At 70.4% G+C, this 16,856-nt stretch carries 14 protein-coding genes; 7 read left to right on the forward strand and 7 right to left on the reverse strand.

Annotated elements, in window-relative coordinates; translation table 11 throughout:
- Nucleotides 1-11: 11 nt before the first annotated feature.
- Genes AB0Q90_RS31775 through AB0Q90_RS31785 form a run of 3 tightly spaced genes read right to left on the reverse strand, consistent with a single transcriptional unit; the run spans nucleotide 12 to nucleotide 3,078 of the window.
- The gene (locus tag AB0Q90_RS31775; RefSeq protein ID WP_363165905.1) at nucleotides 12-836 is read right to left on the reverse strand and encodes a carbohydrate ABC transporter permease; all 825 of its coding nucleotides are present in this window, start codon (nucleotides 834-836) and stop codon (nucleotides 12-14) included.
- Nucleotides 833-1,786: a sugar ABC transporter permease gene (locus AB0Q90_RS31780; RefSeq protein ID WP_365733937.1), complete on the reverse strand. Its 954-nt coding sequence runs from the start codon at nucleotides 1,784-1,786 to the stop codon at nucleotides 833-835. Before AB0Q90_RS31780 ends, AB0Q90_RS31775 begins: the two co-directional genes overlap by 4 nt.
- The gene (locus tag AB0Q90_RS31785; RefSeq protein WP_363163761.1) at nucleotides 1,783-3,078 is read right to left on the reverse strand and encodes an extracellular solute-binding protein; all 1,296 of its coding nucleotides are present in this window, start codon (nucleotides 3,076-3,078) and stop codon (nucleotides 1,783-1,785) included. The genes AB0Q90_RS31780 and AB0Q90_RS31785 overlap by 4 nt, the downstream gene beginning before the upstream one ends.
- 271 nt (nucleotides 3,079-3,349) lie before the next feature.
- Here AB0Q90_RS31785 and AB0Q90_RS31790 point away from each other — a divergent pair, with 271 nt between their 5' ends.
- Nucleotides 3,350-4,717 (forward strand): cytochrome P450, encoded by a 1,368-nt coding sequence (locus tag AB0Q90_RS31790; RefSeq protein ID WP_363163760.1) that lies wholly within the window; start codon nucleotides 3,350-3,352, stop codon nucleotides 4,715-4,717.
- A 229-nt stretch (nucleotides 4,718-4,946) separates the two neighbouring features.
- Here the strand turns inward: AB0Q90_RS31790 and AB0Q90_RS31795 are convergent, their stop codons facing one another.
- Nucleotides 4,947-6,158, reverse strand: a complete 1,212-nt coding sequence (locus tag AB0Q90_RS31795; RefSeq protein WP_363163759.1) for an MFS transporter — start codon at nucleotides 6,156-6,158, stop codon at nucleotides 4,947-4,949.
- A gap of 83 nt (nucleotides 6,159-6,241) precedes the next feature.
- Here AB0Q90_RS31795 and AB0Q90_RS31800 point away from each other — a divergent pair, with 83 nt between their 5' ends.
- The 4 genes from AB0Q90_RS31800 (at nucleotide 6,242) to AB0Q90_RS31815 (ending at nucleotide 12,275) form a co-directional block, all read left to right on the forward strand.
- The gene (locus AB0Q90_RS31800) at nucleotides 6,242-7,207 is read left to right on the forward strand and encodes a LysR family transcriptional regulator (RefSeq protein WP_363163758.1); all 966 of its coding nucleotides are present in this window, start codon (nucleotides 6,242-6,244) and stop codon (nucleotides 7,205-7,207) included.
- A gap of 156 nt (nucleotides 7,208-7,363) precedes the next feature.
- A complete protein-coding gene (locus AB0Q90_RS31805) occupies nucleotides 7,364-8,782 on the forward strand; it encodes a hypothetical protein (RefSeq protein ID WP_363163757.1) in 1,419 nt (472 codons plus the stop codon).
- The gene (locus AB0Q90_RS31810) at nucleotides 8,782-10,980 is read left to right on the forward strand and encodes a glycosyltransferase (RefSeq protein ID WP_363163756.1); all 2,199 of its coding nucleotides are present in this window, start codon (nucleotides 8,782-8,784) and stop codon (nucleotides 10,978-10,980) included. The genes AB0Q90_RS31805 and AB0Q90_RS31810 overlap by 1 nt, the downstream gene beginning before the upstream one ends.
- Complete coding sequence (locus tag AB0Q90_RS31815; protein ID WP_363163755.1) at nucleotides 10,977-12,275, forward strand: acyltransferase; 1,299 nt, start codon at nucleotides 10,977-10,979, stop codon at nucleotides 12,273-12,275. Before AB0Q90_RS31810 ends, AB0Q90_RS31815 begins: the two co-directional genes overlap by 4 nt.
- A 268-nt stretch (nucleotides 12,276-12,543) precedes the next feature.
- Here AB0Q90_RS31815 and AB0Q90_RS31820 read toward each other — a convergent pair whose 3' ends face one another.
- Both AB0Q90_RS31820 and AB0Q90_RS31825 read right to left on the reverse strand, forming a co-directional pair.
- Nucleotides 12,544-13,719: a methyltransferase domain-containing protein gene (locus AB0Q90_RS31820; protein ID WP_363163754.1), complete on the reverse strand. Its 1,176-nt coding sequence runs from the start codon at nucleotides 13,717-13,719 to the stop codon at nucleotides 12,544-12,546.
- Nucleotides 13,720-14,063: 344 nt separating this feature from the next.
- Entirely contained in the window at nucleotides 14,064-14,633 is a 570-nt protein-coding gene (locus AB0Q90_RS31825; RefSeq protein ID WP_363163753.1) for a hypothetical protein, read from the reverse strand.
- Nucleotides 14,634-14,785: 152 nt separating this feature from the next.
- On the opposite strand from AB0Q90_RS31825, the gene AB0Q90_RS31830 reads away from it, so the two are divergent.
- Nucleotides 14,786-15,904: a helix-turn-helix transcriptional regulator gene (locus tag AB0Q90_RS31830; RefSeq protein WP_363163752.1), complete on the forward strand. Its 1,119-nt coding sequence runs from the start codon at nucleotides 14,786-14,788 to the stop codon at nucleotides 15,902-15,904.
- Nucleotides 15,905-15,916: 12 nt separating this feature from the next.
- Nucleotides 15,917-16,498, forward strand: coding sequence for an HD domain-containing protein (locus tag AB0Q90_RS31835; protein ID WP_363163751.1), 582 nt, complete (start codon nucleotides 15,917-15,919; stop codon nucleotides 16,496-16,498).
- Nucleotides 16,499-16,562: 64 nt separating this feature from the next.
- Here AB0Q90_RS31835 and AB0Q90_RS31840 read toward each other — a convergent pair whose 3' ends face one another.
- Nucleotides 16,563-16,850: a hypothetical protein gene (locus AB0Q90_RS31840; protein WP_363163750.1), complete on the reverse strand. Its 288-nt coding sequence runs from the start codon at nucleotides 16,848-16,850 to the stop codon at nucleotides 16,563-16,565.
- Between the last annotated feature and the right edge of the window lie 6 nt (nucleotides 16,851-16,856).

The following is a 16,856-nucleotide window of genomic DNA, read 5'->3' on the forward strand; positions in this document are numbered from 1 at the left end:
GTGGGGGGTCCTTACTTGACGGCACCCACGGCGATACCGCGGGTGAGAGTCCGCTGGAAAAGGAGGAAGAAGACGATCGCCGGAAGGACGCCGAGCAGGGCTGCCGCGTTGGTCATCGTGGCGTCCATCAGGCGCTGACCCTGGAGGACGCCGAGGGCCACCGACACCGTCTGGTTGTCGTTGGAGATCAGCATGACCAGGGGGAGCAGGAACTCGTTCCAGGTCCAGATGAAGAAGAAGACCAGCAGGACGCCGAGGGTGGGGCGGCTGACCGGGACGACGATCCGCCACAGCACCTGCCACTTGTTGGCGCCGTCGATCCGGGCCGCCTCGATGATCTCGCGGGGGAACTGGCCGAGCACGGAGGCGAGCAGATACGTGCCGAAGGCCGCCTGGATCACCGTGAAGACGATGATGACGCTCAACCGGGTGTCGTACAGGCCGACTTCCTTGCTCAGGTAGTACACCGGGTAGACCAGCGCCTCCTGCGGCAGCATGTTGGCGAGGACGAAGAAGGCGAGCACCCAGGTGCGGCCCTTGACCCGCCCGACGCCGATCGCATAGGCGTTCAGCACCGACAGCACGACCGCGAGGACCGCCACCGCGCTGCTGATCAGTACGGAGTTGATCAGCTTCTGGGTGTAGTCGACGCGCTCCCAGAAGTCCTTCAGGCCGTCCAGGTAGAGGCCTTCGGGGAGGCTGAGCGGGCCGTTCTGCGAGTACTCGGCCGGTGACTTGACCGCGTTGACCGCCACGATCAGAAACGGGACGATCATGAAGAGGGCGGCGACGCACAGGGCGATCAGCACGGGGTAGCGGCGTAGCGCGTTGCTCACGAGGCCTCTTCTGCGCGCGTCTGGAGCTTCAGCCCGATCAGGGACAGCGCCAGGATGATCACGGTCAGTACGGTGGAGATCGCGGCGCCGTAGCCGACCTGCGTCTTCTCGAAGAACGTGGTGAAGGAGAAGTACGAGGGGACGTTGGTCTCCCCGCCCGGGCCGCCCTTGGTCAGCACGTACACCGCGCCGAACACCTTGAGCGCGGCGATCGAGCACCAGGTCAGCACGACATACGTCTCGGGCCGGATCTGCGGCAGCGTGATGTGCCAGAAGCGGCGCCACCAGCCGGCCCCGTCCAGCTCGGCCGCCTCGTGCAACTGCGGGTCCACGCGCTGGAGTCCGGCCATGAAGACGACCAGCGGGAAGCCGAGCTGCACCCACACCATCACGCCCATGACGCTGTAGAGCGCGAGGTCGGGGTCGCCCAGCCAGTCCTGCTGCCAGCTCGACAGGCCCACGGCCTTCAGGAGTTCGTTGAGGGAGCCGTTGTCGGGGGCGAGGATCCAGCTCCAGACGATCCCCGCGACCGCGATCGGCAGCACCTGCGGGAGATAGAAGCAGGCCCGCAGCACGGCCACGGTCCGGCTGCCGAAGTGCTTGCCGACGTAGTCGAACAGGGCCGCGGCCAGCACCAGCCCGACGGCGGTCGGTACGACGGCCATGGCGACGACCATGAACAGGCTGTGCCGGAAGGACGCCCAGAACTCCGAGTCGTCCATCAGCTCGCGGTAGTTGGCGAGCCCCGACCACTCCGGGCTGCCCACCCCCTGCCAGTCGGTGAAGCTGACGTAGGTGTTCATCCCGAACGGCAGGACGACGATCGCGAGGAAGGCGAGCACCCCGGGCAGCAGGAACAGCGCGTAGGAGTCACGGGGGCGGCGGCGCGGGCGGCCGGCAAGGGGGAGCTTGCCGGCCGCCCGGCCGCGCCGTTCGACGGTGACCGTCATTGTTCCGGTACGCCCTTGTCGTACGCCTCCTGCAAGGCGTCCAGATAGGCGTCCGGCTTCGCGCTGCCGGTGATCAGCTTCTGGGTCTCGGAGACGAGGACGTCGTAGAAGCCGGTGACCGGCCAGTCGGGGTAGAAGGCGAGGCCGTCCCGCTCGGAGAGGGTGTTGAAGTTCTCGATGAGCGTCTTGGACTTGGGGTCGGTGATGGCGCTCGCGTCGGCCGCGACGGGGACGCCGCCGTTGTTGCCGAGCAGGTTCTGGATCTTCTCCGACATGGTGATGTCGATGAAGTCGTAGGCCAGATCCTTGTTCTCGGCGTTCTTGGGGACCACCCACAGGTTTCCGCCGGAGCCCAGGGTCAGGTCCGAGTCGGGCCACAGCATGCTGTCCCAGTCGAACTTCGCCTCCGTCTGGAAGCGGCCGTACCACCAGCTGCCGGAGAACAGGATCGGCGCCTTGCCCTGGATGAAGGAGACACCCGCGTCCTCGGACTTGGTGCTGGTGGAGGTCTTGCTGATGTAGCCCTTCTGCACCCAGTCGGCGAACGTGGTCGCGCCGTACGTCCAGGCCGCGTCGTGCAGATCGGCCTTGCCCTTGTACAGCTCGTAGGAGTCGACCCAGGAGCGGTCGGCCTTGGACAGGGCGAGCTGGTAGAGGTACTGCTGGGCCATGTACTCGGCGCCCGCGTTGGCGAGCGGGGTGACGCCCGCCTCGACGAACTCGTCCATGGCGGCGGTGAGTTCGTCGAACGTCTTCGGCTCGGCGATCTTGTGCTTGGCGAACAGGTCCTTGTTGTAGAAGACCATCGTGTACTCGGCGTAGTTGGGCACGCCGTACCACTTGCCGGAGCCCATGACCCCGTTGGTGTCGTACATGCTGGTCGTGCGGACGCCGGCGCTGAGCTTCTTGTCCCAGCCGCGCTTCGTGGCCTCGGCGGTCAGGTCGGTGAGCAGTCCCTGCTTGGAGAGCTGGCCGGCCGTCGCGTTGCCCTTGTTGTACTCCATGAGATCGGGCGCGTCCGAGGAGTTCAGCACCATCGGCGCGGTCTTCTGGATCTGTTCGAAGCCCTTCTCCTCGTACTCCACCTTCACGCCCGGATGCGTCTTCTCGAACTCCTTGATCGCCGCCTTCCAGGCCACGCCCATCGCGCTGTTGGGGCCCTCGTAGTGCCAGAGCCGCAGGGTCTTGCCGTCGCCGGACCCGCCCTCGTCCGAGTCCCCGCAGGCCGCCAGGAGCAGTGATCCCGCAAGGACCGCGGCGGTGGCCGCCACACGCCTTCGTGCCGTCAACATCCTGTGCCTCCAGGGGAGTCGGATGGTCTCGGAGCGTCACACTGCGTTCATCGAATCGGTTCGATGAGTGACGTCGAAGCGCTTCGACGGGGGAAGGTATGTGTGCGGAGCGGGCGCGTCAATGGATTTAGCGGGAATCGGGACCGAATGCTCGTCGGGTCCGTCCGAGGACGGGGCCGCCGAGGGGCTGCTGGACGGCCAATCTCCGGTTACTGTGCGGTAGTTGTGGGTGACCGGTTCTAGGCCTGGGGGAAGCGGCGGAATGACGGCAATGGCGACTACGACGGCCGAGGCGCCGGTCGTGGCGGCGAGCCCGGTGCTCGGCTCGATGAGGGACCTGCTGACCGATCCGCTCGGCGCGTATCTGCGCGCCCGGCGCGACCACGGCGACGTGGTGCGATTCCGGGCCGGGCCCCCCGGGCTGCGCTCGGAGCTCTACGCGGTGTTCTCGGCCGAGGGCGCCCAGCAGGTGCTGGCGGCGCAGTCCGCCAACTTCCGCAAGGACAACGTCTTCTACGAGGAACTGCGCCTGACGGTCGGCAACGGCCTGCTCACCAGCCAGGACGAGGCCTACCTGCGGCAGCGCCGGCTCATGCAGCCGCTGTTCACCAGGCGCCGGGTGGACGGCTATGCGCGGGAGGTCACCGACGAGGCCGCCGCGCTGACCGACAGGTGGCGGCGGGCGCCCGGCGGGGTCGTCGAACTGGTCGGCGAGATGCACCGGTTGGCGCTGTACACCGTCGGCCGGATCCTGTTCGGGACGGACGTGCACAAGGCGTACGAGGTGGTCGGGCGGACCCTGCCCGCGCTCCAGGAGTACTCCCTCAAGCGCGGCTTCTCCCCGGTCAAGGCGCCGCGCACCTGGCCCACCCCCGCCAACCGCCGTGCCGTGCGCCTTCAGACGGAGCTGTACGCGCTGTGCGACGAGATCATCGACAGCCGCCGGGGCCGGGACGACCGGGAGGACCTGGTCACCCTCCTCGTGCACGCCGAGAACGCCGAGGACGGCAGCCTCGACGCGGCCGAGCTGCGCGAACAGGTGCTGATCTTCCTGCTGGCCGGCCACGAGACCACCGCCACCGCGCTGGCCTTCACACTGCACCTCCTTGCCCGGCACCCGCAGGAGCAGCGCCGGGTCCGCGAGGAGGTGGACGCCGTGCTCGGCGGCCCCGGCGGACGCGTGCCGACGGCGGCCGACATGGAGTCGCTGCGGTATCTGACGATGGTGGTGAAGGAGGCCATGCGGCTGTACCCGTCCGCACCCGCGATCGGCCGCCGCTCGGTGGCCGACGCGGAGATCGACGGCGTACGGATTCCGGCCGGCGCCGATGTCGTGATCTGCCCCTGGGTCACCCATCGCCACCCCGACTACTGGACGGACCCCGAACGCTTCGACCCCACGCGCTTCACGCCTCAGGCGGAGGCCGGGCGCCCGCGCTACGCCTGGTACCCGTTCGGCGGCGGCCCGCGTGCCTGCATCGGGCAGCACCTGTCCATGCTGGAGTCGGTGCTGGGACTGGCCGTGCTGCTGCGGGAGTACGAGTTCGAGGACGCGGAGCCCGGGGAGGTGCCGCTCGGCGCGGGGATCACACTGGTGGCCAAGGGGCCGGCCCGAGTCCGGATCAGGACTCGGGCCTGACGGCTGGGGTGGTGGCTGTGGGCGTCGGGGCTCGGCCTTGATGGCTGGGGTGGTGGCTGTGGGTGTCAGGCCTTGGCCTTGATGGCTGGGGTGGTGGCTGTGGACGTCGGGGCTCGGCCTTGATGGCTGGGGTGGTGGCTGCGGGTGTCGGGCCTTGGCCTTGATGGCTGGGGTGGTGGCTGTGAGCGTCGGGCCTCGGCCTTGACGGCTGGAGTGGCGGTTGTGCCCGTCAGGCCTCGGCTTGGACGGGCGTCGTCCTGGTCGCCGTCGTGAGGGCGGCGAGCAGGGCTACGGCCGCCGCCGTGACCGGTACGCCGTAGCCCGCCGTTGCCGACACGTGCTCCGCGACCCAGCCGCCCACCGCGCTGCCTAGTGCGATACCGCCGAGCAGGCCGGTCACCGCCAGGGTCATGCCCTCGTTGAGACGGCCCTCGGGGGTGCGCTGCTGGACCAGGGTCATGTTGGTGATCATCGTCGGGGCGGTGGCCATGCCGGCCAGCAGCAGCGCGCCCGCCAGCAGGACGAGCGAGCCGGTGGCGGAGGCCGCGAGCAGGGGCAGCGCCAGCAGCGCGGTCATCGCCGCGATGCACCACGCGTAGCGGCCCTCGGCGGGGCCGGCCGGCTTCAGCGCGCCGTACAGCAGCCCGGCCGCGCAGGAGCCGGCCGCCTGGAGACCGAGGATCACACCGGCCGCCGTACCGTGTCCCTGCGCGTCCGCGAACGCGATCGTGACGACCTCCATCGAGCCGAAGACGGCACCCATGGCGAGGCAGACGGCGAGCAGCGGGGGCATGCCGGGGGCGCGGAGCGGGGACTCGGCGGAGGCCGTCGGGGCCTTGGCCGGCGGCTCGGTCGAGCGCTGGGCGGTGAACAGCAGCATGCCGGTGACCAGGAGCAGGACGCCGACGAGCGTGCCCGCCTCGGGGAACAGGGAGCCGCACAGGACGGCCGCGAGGACCGGGCCCAGCATGAAGCACAGCTCGTCCGCGGACTGCTCCAGCGAGTTCGCGGTGTGCAGTGCCGCCTCGTCGCCCTTCAGCAGGTGGGCCCACCTGGCGCGGGCCATGCCGCCGATGTTGGGGGTGGTGGCGGTGGCCGCGTAGGCGGCGAACAGGGTCCAGTCGGGGGCGCCGTAGCGCGTGCAGAGAAGCAGGGCGAGGCTGCCCAGGGCGGCCAGGAGCGTGGAGGGCAGGGCGACCCGCGCCTGCCCGTACCGGTCGACGAGCCGCGCGGTCCAGGGGGCGACCAGGGCGGTCGCGGCCAGCCCGACCGCGACGACGGAGCCGGCGAGGGCGTACGACCCGCGGGTGCCGGCGATCATCACGACCGCGCTCACACTGAACATGCCCATCGGGAGACGGGCCAGGAGGTTGCCGGCCGTGAACGCGCGGGTGCCGGGCAGGGCGAACAGGGAGCGGTAGCGGGAGAGCAGTTGCGGCATGGAGCAACCCTCGCCCGGAGTGGATCAAGGGGTCCAACACCAGTTCGGGCCCGATTGACGCATCCGCGTTGTAAATTCGCCGGATGCCGTCCCCGCTCGACCCCCGCCTCCTGCGCGCCTTCCTCGCCGTCGCCGAGGAACTGCACTTCACCCGCGCCGCCGCCCGCCTCTACGTCGCCCAGCAGGCGCTGAGCCGGGACGTACGGCGGCTGGAGCGGGAGCTGGGCGCCGAACTGTTCGTCCGCACCACCCGGCAGGTGACGCTGACGCCGGACGGCGAGCGGCTCGTGCCCCACGCGCGCCGCGTGCTGACCGCGCACGACGACCTGCTCGCCGCCTTCGGACAGGCCCGCCCGCTGCTGGTCGACCTGAACTCCCCGGGCCTGGTCACCCCGGGCCGGGTCCTGCACCGGGCCCGTGATCTGGCCCCCGACCACGAGCTGATGGCCCGCTACGAGAGCGGCCTGACCGGCGCCGCCGCCGAACTCCTCGCGGGCCGCCTGGACGCCTCGTTCGGCCGCTTCGCCGGACTGGACCCGGCGCTGCGGGCGGGCCTGGACCACCAGCCCGTGCGCTACGAACCGATGGCGGTGATCCTGCCCGAGGACCATCCGCTGGCCGGGCTGGAGGCGGTACCGCTCGGCGCGCTGGCGGGCTCGACCGTATACGCGGGCGCCGGGAACCCGCGCACCCCGGAGTGGACCGACCTCGCGCACCGGCTGTTCGAGGGGCGGGGGATCGAGGTCGCGCCGCCCGCTCCCCTGGCCGTCGGTCACGAGGAGTTCCGGCGGATCATGGCGAAGACACGGACACCGGTGCTGGCCGTGGTGGACTTTCCGGCCATGCCCGCCACGGTGCTGCGGCCCTTGATCGATCCCGTCCCGCTGGCACCGGTGTCACTGGTGTGGCGAAAGGGGCTGGTGCACCCTGCGTTCGACGCCCTTCGGCGGGCCGCGGCCGAACTGGCGGAGGCGGAGGGCTGGCTTCGGCCACCCGCCGGGGGATGGATTCCGGCCAGTGACAATGTCACGATGCGGCCCCACAAGTGACACGCGGCAAACACACAACTCACTCGTGCGCTACATTCATGGCCTGAGCACAGTGTGATAAAGGGGGCGCTCGGACCGGGTGGGGGCTCGGTGCGATCGACGGGTGCTCAGTGTCGTACGCGCACCCGGAACTGTCCCGTGGGGGGATGTGTGCGCGTGAAGAACTGGCGGGAAGACGGCCAACCGGAGTGGCCCGAGGCGGCATCCGGGACCCAGGCCGTTCCGTCTTCGCAGGGTGACACCCAGGCGTTCGCGGCGACCGGCGAGACGGCGATGCCCGACATCGACGGCCCCGCGGAGTCCGAGGTGCCCCAGGAGTCCGGCGAGGCCTCCGAACGGACCGACCTGAACGAGCTCCTCTCGGCGTTCGACAGATTCGACCGGCCCGAGACCCGGAAGCCGAGCCGTACCGAGCCGGTGTTCGACGAGACGGCGGTGCTGCCGAAGTCCGGGGATGCCGGTCGTCCGCAGGCGTCCGCGGCGGCCGAGGGCCGTGGCGCGGTGCCGCGGAAGCCGGGGTGGCCGGAGACCCGGAAGCCGGGCCGTGCCGAGCCGGTGTTCGACGAGACGGCGGTGCTGCCGAAGTCCGGGGATGCCGGTCGTCCGCAGGCGGCTCCGGCGGCCGAGGGCCGTGGCGCGGTGCCGCGGAAGTCGGGCTGGCCCGAGACCCGGAAGCCGAGCCGTGCCGAGGCGTTCCCGGCGACCGCCCCCACCCCGGCCCCGGCCCCGGCCCCGGCCCCGGCCCCGGTCCCGGCCCCGGCCCCCGCCTCCGTCCGCGACCCCTGGCAGGACCCGGAAGCGGAACGGGAGCCCGTCGGGTCCGCCGCCACGCACGACCCGCACGAGGTCACCATCCAGCTCGACGGCATCGGACTTCAGCTCGACGGCGCGATCCGGGCGGCCAAGGGAGGCCCGGGCGGTGGCTCGGACAGCTCCGACGGGCCGGTCTTCGTCGACGAGTCGGGCCGGCGCAGCCGCCGCTTCCGCCGGCTGGGCATCGCCGTCGGCATCGCCTGCGCGGTCTACGCCGTCGTCATCGTCACCACCCTGCTGTCCGGCAACTCCAACGCGCCCTGGCTCCCCGTGAAGAGCCCGAAGGACGAGCAGCCGGCCGGTCAGGTGGACACCCCGCCGCTGCCCGCGGAGTCGGCACCCTCGACCGGCACCGGCGAAGTCAGCCCCGGCGCGAGCCCCTCGGCGAGCGACGGAGTGACCCCGTCGCCCGGCGCCAGCGCCACCGCCCCGGACGCCTCCGGCACCGCCGAGGAGCCGGGGGTCACGACCGATCCGGAGCCGACGGCGACCAAGACGACGACGGACCCGGGGACCGACCCGACCTGGGATCCGGATCCCACGGACGCGCCGACCACGCCCACGACCGACCCCACCCCCACGGACGAGCCCACGACGCCCGATCCGACCGAGACGGAGGGCGAGGGCGGCTCGGGCGGCACCGGCACCGACAACGTCGCCGACGGCCCGTCCGACCCGACGCCGATCACCGACGAGAGGCCGGCCGAGGAGCCGGGCTCCACCGCCAGCCCGTACGACCCGTCCCCGGAGTACATCCTCTGATGGCATCCCGCACCCGCCGTCGGGGCGCCGCGCCCCAAGCCCCCGACGGCCCCCGGCGCCGCCGCCTGCCCATGCGCCTGCTGCTGCCCCTGCTCGTCCTCGCCGCGCTGATGGCGATGCTGATGCTGCGCGGGTATGTGCACAGCGAGATCCTGGCCGACCACCGTGTCCAGCCGGCCGCCGCCTCCGACAAGGTCCCCGAGGAGATCCTCAAGGGCGGCCCGGTCATCGACACCCGCAGCGGCCGCACCGAGAGCCTGGACATGCCGGACCACCGGCTCGTCCTCACCTTCGACGACGGCCCCGACCCCAAGTGGACGCCCAAGGTCCTGGACGTGCTGAAGAAGCACGACGCGCACGCCGTCTTCTTCGTCACCGGCACCATGACCTCGCGCCACCCGGACCTCGTGCGGCGCATGGTCGACGAGGGCCACGAGATCGGGCTGCACACCTTCAACCACCCCGACCTCTCGTACCAGACGAAGAAGCGCATCGACTGGGAGCTGTCGCAGAACCAGCTCGCGATCAGCGGCGCGGCCGGCATCCGGACCTCCCTCTTCCGGCCGCCGTACTCCTCCTTCGCCGACGCCATGGACAACAAGTCCTGGCCGGTGACCGAGTACATCGGCACCCGCGGCTACATCACGGTCGTCAACAACACCGACAGCGAGGACTGGCGCAAGCCCGGTGTCGAGCGGATCATCCGCAACGCCACCCCCAAGGGCGGCAAGGGCGCGATCGTCCTGATGCACGACTCCGGCGGCGACCGGCACCAGACCGTCGAGGCGCTCGACCGGTTCCTGCCGCAGATGCAGGCCAAGGGCTACGAGTTCGACAACCTCACCGAGGCCCTCGACGCGCCCAGCGCGCACAGCCAGGTCAGCGGCATCGACCACTGGAAGGGCAAGGCGTGGATCTTCCTGGTCCAGGCCTCCGACAACATCACCGCGGTCCTGGTGGTCGGGCTCGCGATCATCGGCTTCCTCGTCATCAGCCGCTTCGTGCTGATGCTCGTCCTGTCCGCCGTGCACGCCCGCCGGGTGCGCCGGCGCGGCTTCCGCTGGGGACCGCCGGTCACCGAGCCGGTGTCGGTGCTGGTGCCGGCGTACAACGAGGCCAAGTGCATCGAGAACACCGTCCGTTCCCTGATGGCGAGCGAGCACCCGATCGAGATCCTCGTCATCGACGACGGCTCGACCGACGGCACCGCGCGGATCGTTGAGGCGATGGGCCTGCCGAACGTGCGGGTCATCCGCCAGCTCAACGCGGGCAAGCCGGCCGCGCTCAACCGGGGTCTGGCGAACGCCCGTTACGACATCATCGTGATGATGGACGGCGACACGGTCTTCGAACCGGCCACCGTCCGCGAACTCGTCCAGCCCTTCGGTGACCCGCGCGTCGGAGCCGTCGCGGGCAATGCCAAGGTCGGCAACCGCGACTCCCTCATCGGCGCCTGGCAGCACATCGAATATGTGATGGGCTTCAACCTCGACCGCCGGATGTACGACGTCCTGCGCTGCATGCCGACGATTCCCGGCGCGGTGGGAGCCTTCCGCCGTACGGCGCTGGAGCGGGTCGGCGGCATGAGCGACGACACGCTCGCCGAGGACACCGACATCACGATGGCGATGCACCGCGACGGCTGGCGCGTCGTCTACGCGGAGAAGGCCCGCGCCTGGACCGAGGCACCGGAGACGGTGCAGCAGCTGTGGTCCCAGCGCTACCGCTGGTCGTACGGCACCATGCAGGCGATCTGGAAGCACCGCAGGGCGCTGGTGGAGAGCGGTCCGTCGGGCCGCTTCGGCCGGGTCGGCCTGCCACTCGTATCGCTCTTCATGGTGCTGGCCCCCCTCCTGGCCCCCCTCATCGACGTCTTCCTGCTCTACGGCCTTGTCTTCGGCCCGACGCAGAAGACGATCGTGGCGTGGCTGGGCGTCCTGGCGATCCAGGCCGTCTGCGCCGCGTACGCCTTCCGTCTGGACGGGGAACGCATGACCCACCTCATCTCGCTCCCGCTCCAGCAGATTCTCTACCGCCAGCTCATGTACGTCGTGCTGCTCCAGTCCTGGATCACGGCGCTCACCGGCGGCCGTCTGCGCTGGCAGAAGCTTCGCCGCACCGGCGTGGTCGAGGCGCCGGGCGGCCCGGTACCGCGCCAGCGGGCGGACAGCGGCAACGATCGGAGGCCGGTGGGATGACACACGGATACCCGACGGGGACGGCCGGTACCGGCCCCGAGCAGCAGCCGTACGGCACGCCGTACCAGGCGTACGAGGCGTACGGCGTCCCGGAGCAGCCGCAGCCCACTGCCGCCCCGGCCGCTCCCCCCGCGCCGGCGAAGAAGCCGGGCCGCGACCGCTACCTCGACCTCCTGCGCTCGATCGCGCTGGTCCGAGTCGTCGTCTACCACCTCTTCGGCTGGGCGTGGCTGACGGTCCTGTTCCCCTCCATGGGCGTGATGTTCGCGCTGGCCGGCTCGCTGATGGCCCGCTCGCTGAACCGCCCGGCGTGGGGCGTGATCAAGGGCCGTGTACGTCGACTTCTGCCTCCGCTGTGGGCGTTCAGCGCGGTGGCGCTGGCGCTGATGTTCGCGGGCGGCTGGAACCCGACGAAGAACACGGAGGACAGCCCGACCTGGGCGCTCCTGGAACTCATCAATTACATCGTCCCGATCGGCGCCCCGCCCTTCCCCTGGCTCATCGGCTCCAAGTCGGGCCTGCTGGAGGACACCTGGGCGGTACAGGCGGCGGGCCCGCTGTGGTACCTGCGCGCCTACCTGTGGTTCGTGGTGGCGTCCCCGCTCCTGCTGTGGGCGTTCCGGAGAGCCCCCTGGCCGACCCTGCTGGCACCCCTGGCCCTGACGGCGATCGTGGGCACGGGAATCGTGACCATCCCCGGCGAAACGGGCAACGCCGTCACCGACTTCGCCGTCTACGGCGGCTGCTGGGTCCTCGGCTTCGCCCACCACGAGGGCCTGCTGGCGAAGATCCCGCGCTATGTCGCCGTGTCCTGCTCGGCTCTGCTGATGGCCTTCGGCCTGTGGTGGGCCTCCGGCCACCTGGGCCCGGACGGCTGGGACCTGAACGACATCCCGCTGGCCCAGGCGACCTGGTCCTTCGGCTTCGTCGTCATCCTGCTGATCTACTCGCCCTCCTGGCAGGAACTGCCGGGCCGCCTGGCCAAGTGGGACAAGCTCGTCACTCTCTCCAACAACCGCGCGGTCACGATCTACCTGTGGCACAACATGCTCATCATGGCCACGGTCCCCATCCTCGACCGCCTCTACGAACTCCCCTTCATGCAGAGCGACCGCGCCGTCGCCGCCCTCGACTCCACCTACCTCATCTGGATGTTCTTCCTGGTCTGGCCCCTGATCGGCCTGACCATCCTGGCGGTGGGCTGGATCGAGGACATCGCGGCGAAGCGACGCCCACGGCTGTGGCCGAACGGGTCGGGCGGCGGGCGCGGCGGGGGGCGCAGACGCCGGGCTTGACGGGACTGCGGGGCCCGTCTCCTGTGGGGCTGCAGACCATGGGCGAGCAGGTCCGTGCTGAGCGACTCCGCCAGAACCTCACCCAGGAGCGCGTCTACCTGGCGGCCGGCATCACCGGCTGCCCCTTCAAAACCTCGAAGCTGGGCGCGGCAATCCGACGTTCCGGGTCCTGCTGCGCATCGCCCACGTGTCGGACGTGCCTCTCGCCGATCTTGTGGGCTGATCTCGGTCTGGTCACCACCGGTCGTGGTGACCAGACCGAGGCGGCTCAGACTTCCCAGCTGTCTGCGGGGTCGTCCAGCCATGCGCGCTGCGCGCCCTCGGCCGTGACCGTCAGTCCGAACCGTTCGTGACCGGGCTGGCCCACTGCCCGCCACCAGTCCAGCGCGGCGGTCACTTCGTCCCACAGGCGGCGTGGACCGGCCTGCCAGACCTGTGCCTCGTCCTGTCCGTCACGGAACATGACGCAAGCCCAGGAGGTGTCGGCCAGACCGTAGAACCAGACCGGCCGGGAGCCGTCCCGCTTGTCGGCGGCGCGGTGGTAGCAGTCCCGGACGCGCAGGCCGGCGGCGAACGTGCTCGCGGCGAACTGGCCATCGCTGCCGAGGAGGTCCTCCGCGGTGACGGCCGTCGTGCCACGCTCGGCCGCGCCCACGCCGCGGGGCGCGTACGCGTGGTGGCCGGCGAAGGGCAGGCGTTGGTCGCGCAGTTTCATGAACTCGACGGGGCCGGTGAACATCCCGCTCGCGCTTGCTCCGTCCTCGGCGACCTTCAGGCGCACGATCGCGTCCTGGTGACTGTAGTGAGTGCCCCAGGGGGCGATGATGATGCCGCCCAGCCGTGTCTGGTCGATCCAGGCGGGTGGGATCCTGCGCACTCCCACGGTGGCGATGATCCTGTGGTACGGCGCTCCTTGCACGTCCCCGTCCGCTCCGTCCCGGGTCAGCACCAGGACCGGCAGTCCTGCCCGGGCGAGGCGTGTTCGCGCCTCGTCCGCGACGACGGGGTCGATCTCGATGCTCACGACGTTGGCGGGGCTAAGGCGGTGGGCGAGCAGTGCGGCGTTCCAGCCGGTACCGGTGCCGACCTCCAGCACGCGGTGCCCATCCTGCACGTCGAGATCGCGCAGCATGCGGAAGACAACGGACGGCATGGACGCCGACGAGGTCGGCGCCTTTCCGGGCTCGTCGCTGGTGCCGTCGTCCCACTGGGTGACGATGGGCACGTCGGCGTTGGCGTACGAGTACCACAGGCCAGGATCGTCCCGCAGGTCCACCGTGACGGTGGTGCCCGTATCCATGTCGTGCGGCCACATCACCTCGGGCAGAAAGTCTCGCCGCGGTACGGCGGCGAACGGCGGCGCCCAATCGGACGTCATGGCCTTGCGTTCGAGGAGGGAGCGGCCCAGGTCGGACCACCCCTCCTCCAGGTCGGTGAACGTCATCTCAGGCGCAGACCTTCGGCCCGCCATCGGGCGACGGGGGCTCTTCCGGGCCGGGCCACGGCTCACCGGGCAGGCCGTCGCCGCCTTCTCCTCCGCCGGTCATTCGGTAGATCGCGGTTCCGCTCACGGTGTACTCCCTGTGTTGTGGGCCTATCGTGCCGGTCTGGGTCTCAGCAGGTCACTGGTTGAGGCTGGAGCTTGGGCTCCCTTCAGCAGTAGCGGGGTCGGCGGAAGCGCCGGGCTTGTTGGGTGACCCGCCGTCGGCGTGAGGCCCTGGCGCCGACGGCGGGTTTGCGGCCGCAGAGCAACGAGGGGCGTGCGGCCGCGTCCCGTTACCGGTGCGCTCAGGGGCGCGGGCCGATAACGAGAGTCGGAGTGGCCTCGGCCAGTCGCCGCGCGCCCTCGGCAATCAGTCGTGCGAGGGCCAGCGGCGGGCATAGCACGCCGGCGGACGGCATGGGCACGGACCAGTACGAGGCCCAATTGGGGTTGTGCTCAACCGCAGTAACCCGAGGCACCCCCATGTAAGCACCATGTCCCAGGCATTCGACGCCGAGCGGCTCCCAGTCGTCCGCGGCCGCGCGCCATTTACGGGGCATGCCAGCGGGGACGAGGGCGTAGTAGCGGGGGCCGTGCGGGTCGCAGATGACCGGGCCGCCGTCGAGAGCGTCCTCAAGGAAGGGGTCGACGTCGTCGGGGCGGGCGGATGCGGCGGCGGCGTAGACGAGGCGGCCGGGCAAGCGGACGGCGGAGAACACGCCGCCTAGGCGCAGCATCGTGATGCCGTGCTGCTGCCATTCCATGCGGGCCCGGTCGGCTGACGAGCACGCTGAGAGTAGCCAGTGTTCGATTGCTAGGCGCCGGTCGCAGGCCGTGACGATGCCGCTGGGGGCGATGGTGCTCGGGTTGGCCATCGGTTCCTTCTTCCCATGGGCGGTCATGGCGGCCTCACTCCCACTACGCTGAGTTGCCCGGTTATCACCCACGACGGTACGTAGGCGTGATCACCGCTTGTAGTGACCGTGAGTACGGGTAAGGGCCCGCTGCGGGCGGGCAAGGGGACGCCATGAGGCAGCAGGCGAACGGAACCCTGACCAGTGGTCAGGGAACGCCCGGGCGAGGGCGTGCGGGCATCATCTCCGGCTACGTTTTCCGTGTCCTTCGGGAACAGTCGGGGCACACGCAGGACAGCCTTGCCGAGTTCTTCGGAGTAGCGCCGGACACGGTCGCAGGCTGGGAGACGGGGCGGCGCCCGCTGACCTCCCTGCCCGTGGGCCAGATGCTGATGCATCGCCACCGACTCATGCAGATGGGCACCGCGCCCGCCCTGCTGTCCGCCCTGGAACGCGCGATGGAAGCTGACATGCTGCTGGCCAGCGCACTGGAGGACGAGCCTCCCGCCGGTCCCAACCCTCTCGGGGCCTGGGTTATGCAGCGCGACCTCGTAGAGGTCCTCACCTGGCCCCTCAACGGTGTCCCGCCCAGCCCCGTACGGGACCTCCCGACGCCGCCTCGTCCGCGCCGCGGCCCGGTGCCGACAGCGCCAGAGCTTGCCCCGGTTGACCGGGGCAAGTTCTTCAGCCGCATGCGGGAGACAGCCGAGCAGGCCCGAGGTGGCCGGGATTTCCTGCTGCGCCGACAAGCCCTGTACCTCGCCGGGTTCGACCAGGACGCCGATACCTCCGATTGGCTGGCCTACCAGCAGCGGACCGAGCGGCCGGATGACTGGCTGACGCAGTGGCTCAACTCGCGTTCCGTCGCTGCCGTAGCCGCGCGCCACGGAGACCGGGACCGCATGGCCCACTTCATCGGCCGCACCCTGGGCGACAACGACCGAGCCGAGGCGGCGAACTTGAACTACTGGGCTTACTGGGTCGGAGAGTCACCGCACGTCCAGCTGTCGGACGACTTCATTGGCGAGATGGCGCCTGGGCCCTGGCAAGGCGACCGACTGATGACCCACCTGGTCCGCGGCCTCACACCGCGGCATGGCTTCTTTGACCTCAACGTTCACACGCTTTGGGCGCTGCTTGCCGTCCGCCCGAATCTGCTGCGCGCACGGTCGGCCGCCGGTCAGGACCTGCGCGAACGCCTGCCGGTGATGTTGGATGACTCCGAGCTATTGCCGCAGGCTCGGCGAGAGCTGGAGGGCATCCGATACGCAATCCGCCTCGCCGAGGCGTGAGAGGGGACACCAGTGGGTGACCAGGACCTGGCGGACGTGGCGCACTTCCTGTGGGAGGCGGGCATGTTGAAGGCGGCCCGGCGAACGGGCTGGTGGATGGCGGGCGTTCGCGACCCCGAGAGCGTTGCCGAGCACGCATGGCGCACGTCCGTCATCGCCTCGGTCATCGCCACCCTGGAGGGCGCCGATGCCGCACGGGCCGCGCACATGGCGGTGTGGCACGACTCGCAGGAGACGCGGACGGGTGACGTGAACCACCTGGGGAAGAAGTACGCCGCCCCAGGCGATCCCGTGGCGGTGACGGCGGACCAGACAGCCGGCATGCCCGAGGTCCTGCGGTCCGCGGTCCGGGCGGTCGTCGCCGAGTACGAGGCGCGCGAGACGCCCGAGGCCATCTGCGCACGCGATGCGGACAAGCTGGAGTGCATGTTGCAGGGCCTGGAGTACAAGAGCCAGGGGTACGAGGCGGCGCAGCGGTGGGTCGACAACAGTCGGGCCCGGATCGTCACCAAGTCCGGCCAGCTACTTGCCGACCAGCTGCTGGCCCAGGCCCCGCTCGACTGGCTGCGCGCGGCCATGGGCGAGCGCAGCTGACCCGAGGCACGACAAAGCGCCCCCTGCACGGCCCGTAGTGGGCTGTGCAGGGGGTTTGATGCTGTTATTGGCTGAGGAATCGCAGGAGGTATCCGGCGCCGGCGCCGAGGACGGCAGCCGCGCCCGAGAACACCGCCACACGGCGTTCCGTCGTCGCAAGCCGAGCCGAGTCCCGTCTCTGCGCCTCGGTCTCGCCGAGCTCAAGCGCACGGGGCCGCGTCTCATGGTCGTGGATGTCCCCGCGGATGTCCTTGACCTTCCGCAGGAACGCATCGAGCTTGACGTCGAGTTTCCCGGTGGCCTTCGCCGGATTCTGCACCTCCTGATACGTCTGCGCCGGGCTGATGTACACGCCATC

Origin of the sequence: Streptomyces sp. NPDC079141, from assembly GCF_040686775.1 — a bacterium.
Classification (GTDB): domain Bacteria; phylum Actinomycetota; class Actinomycetes; order Streptomycetales; family Streptomycetaceae; genus Streptomyces.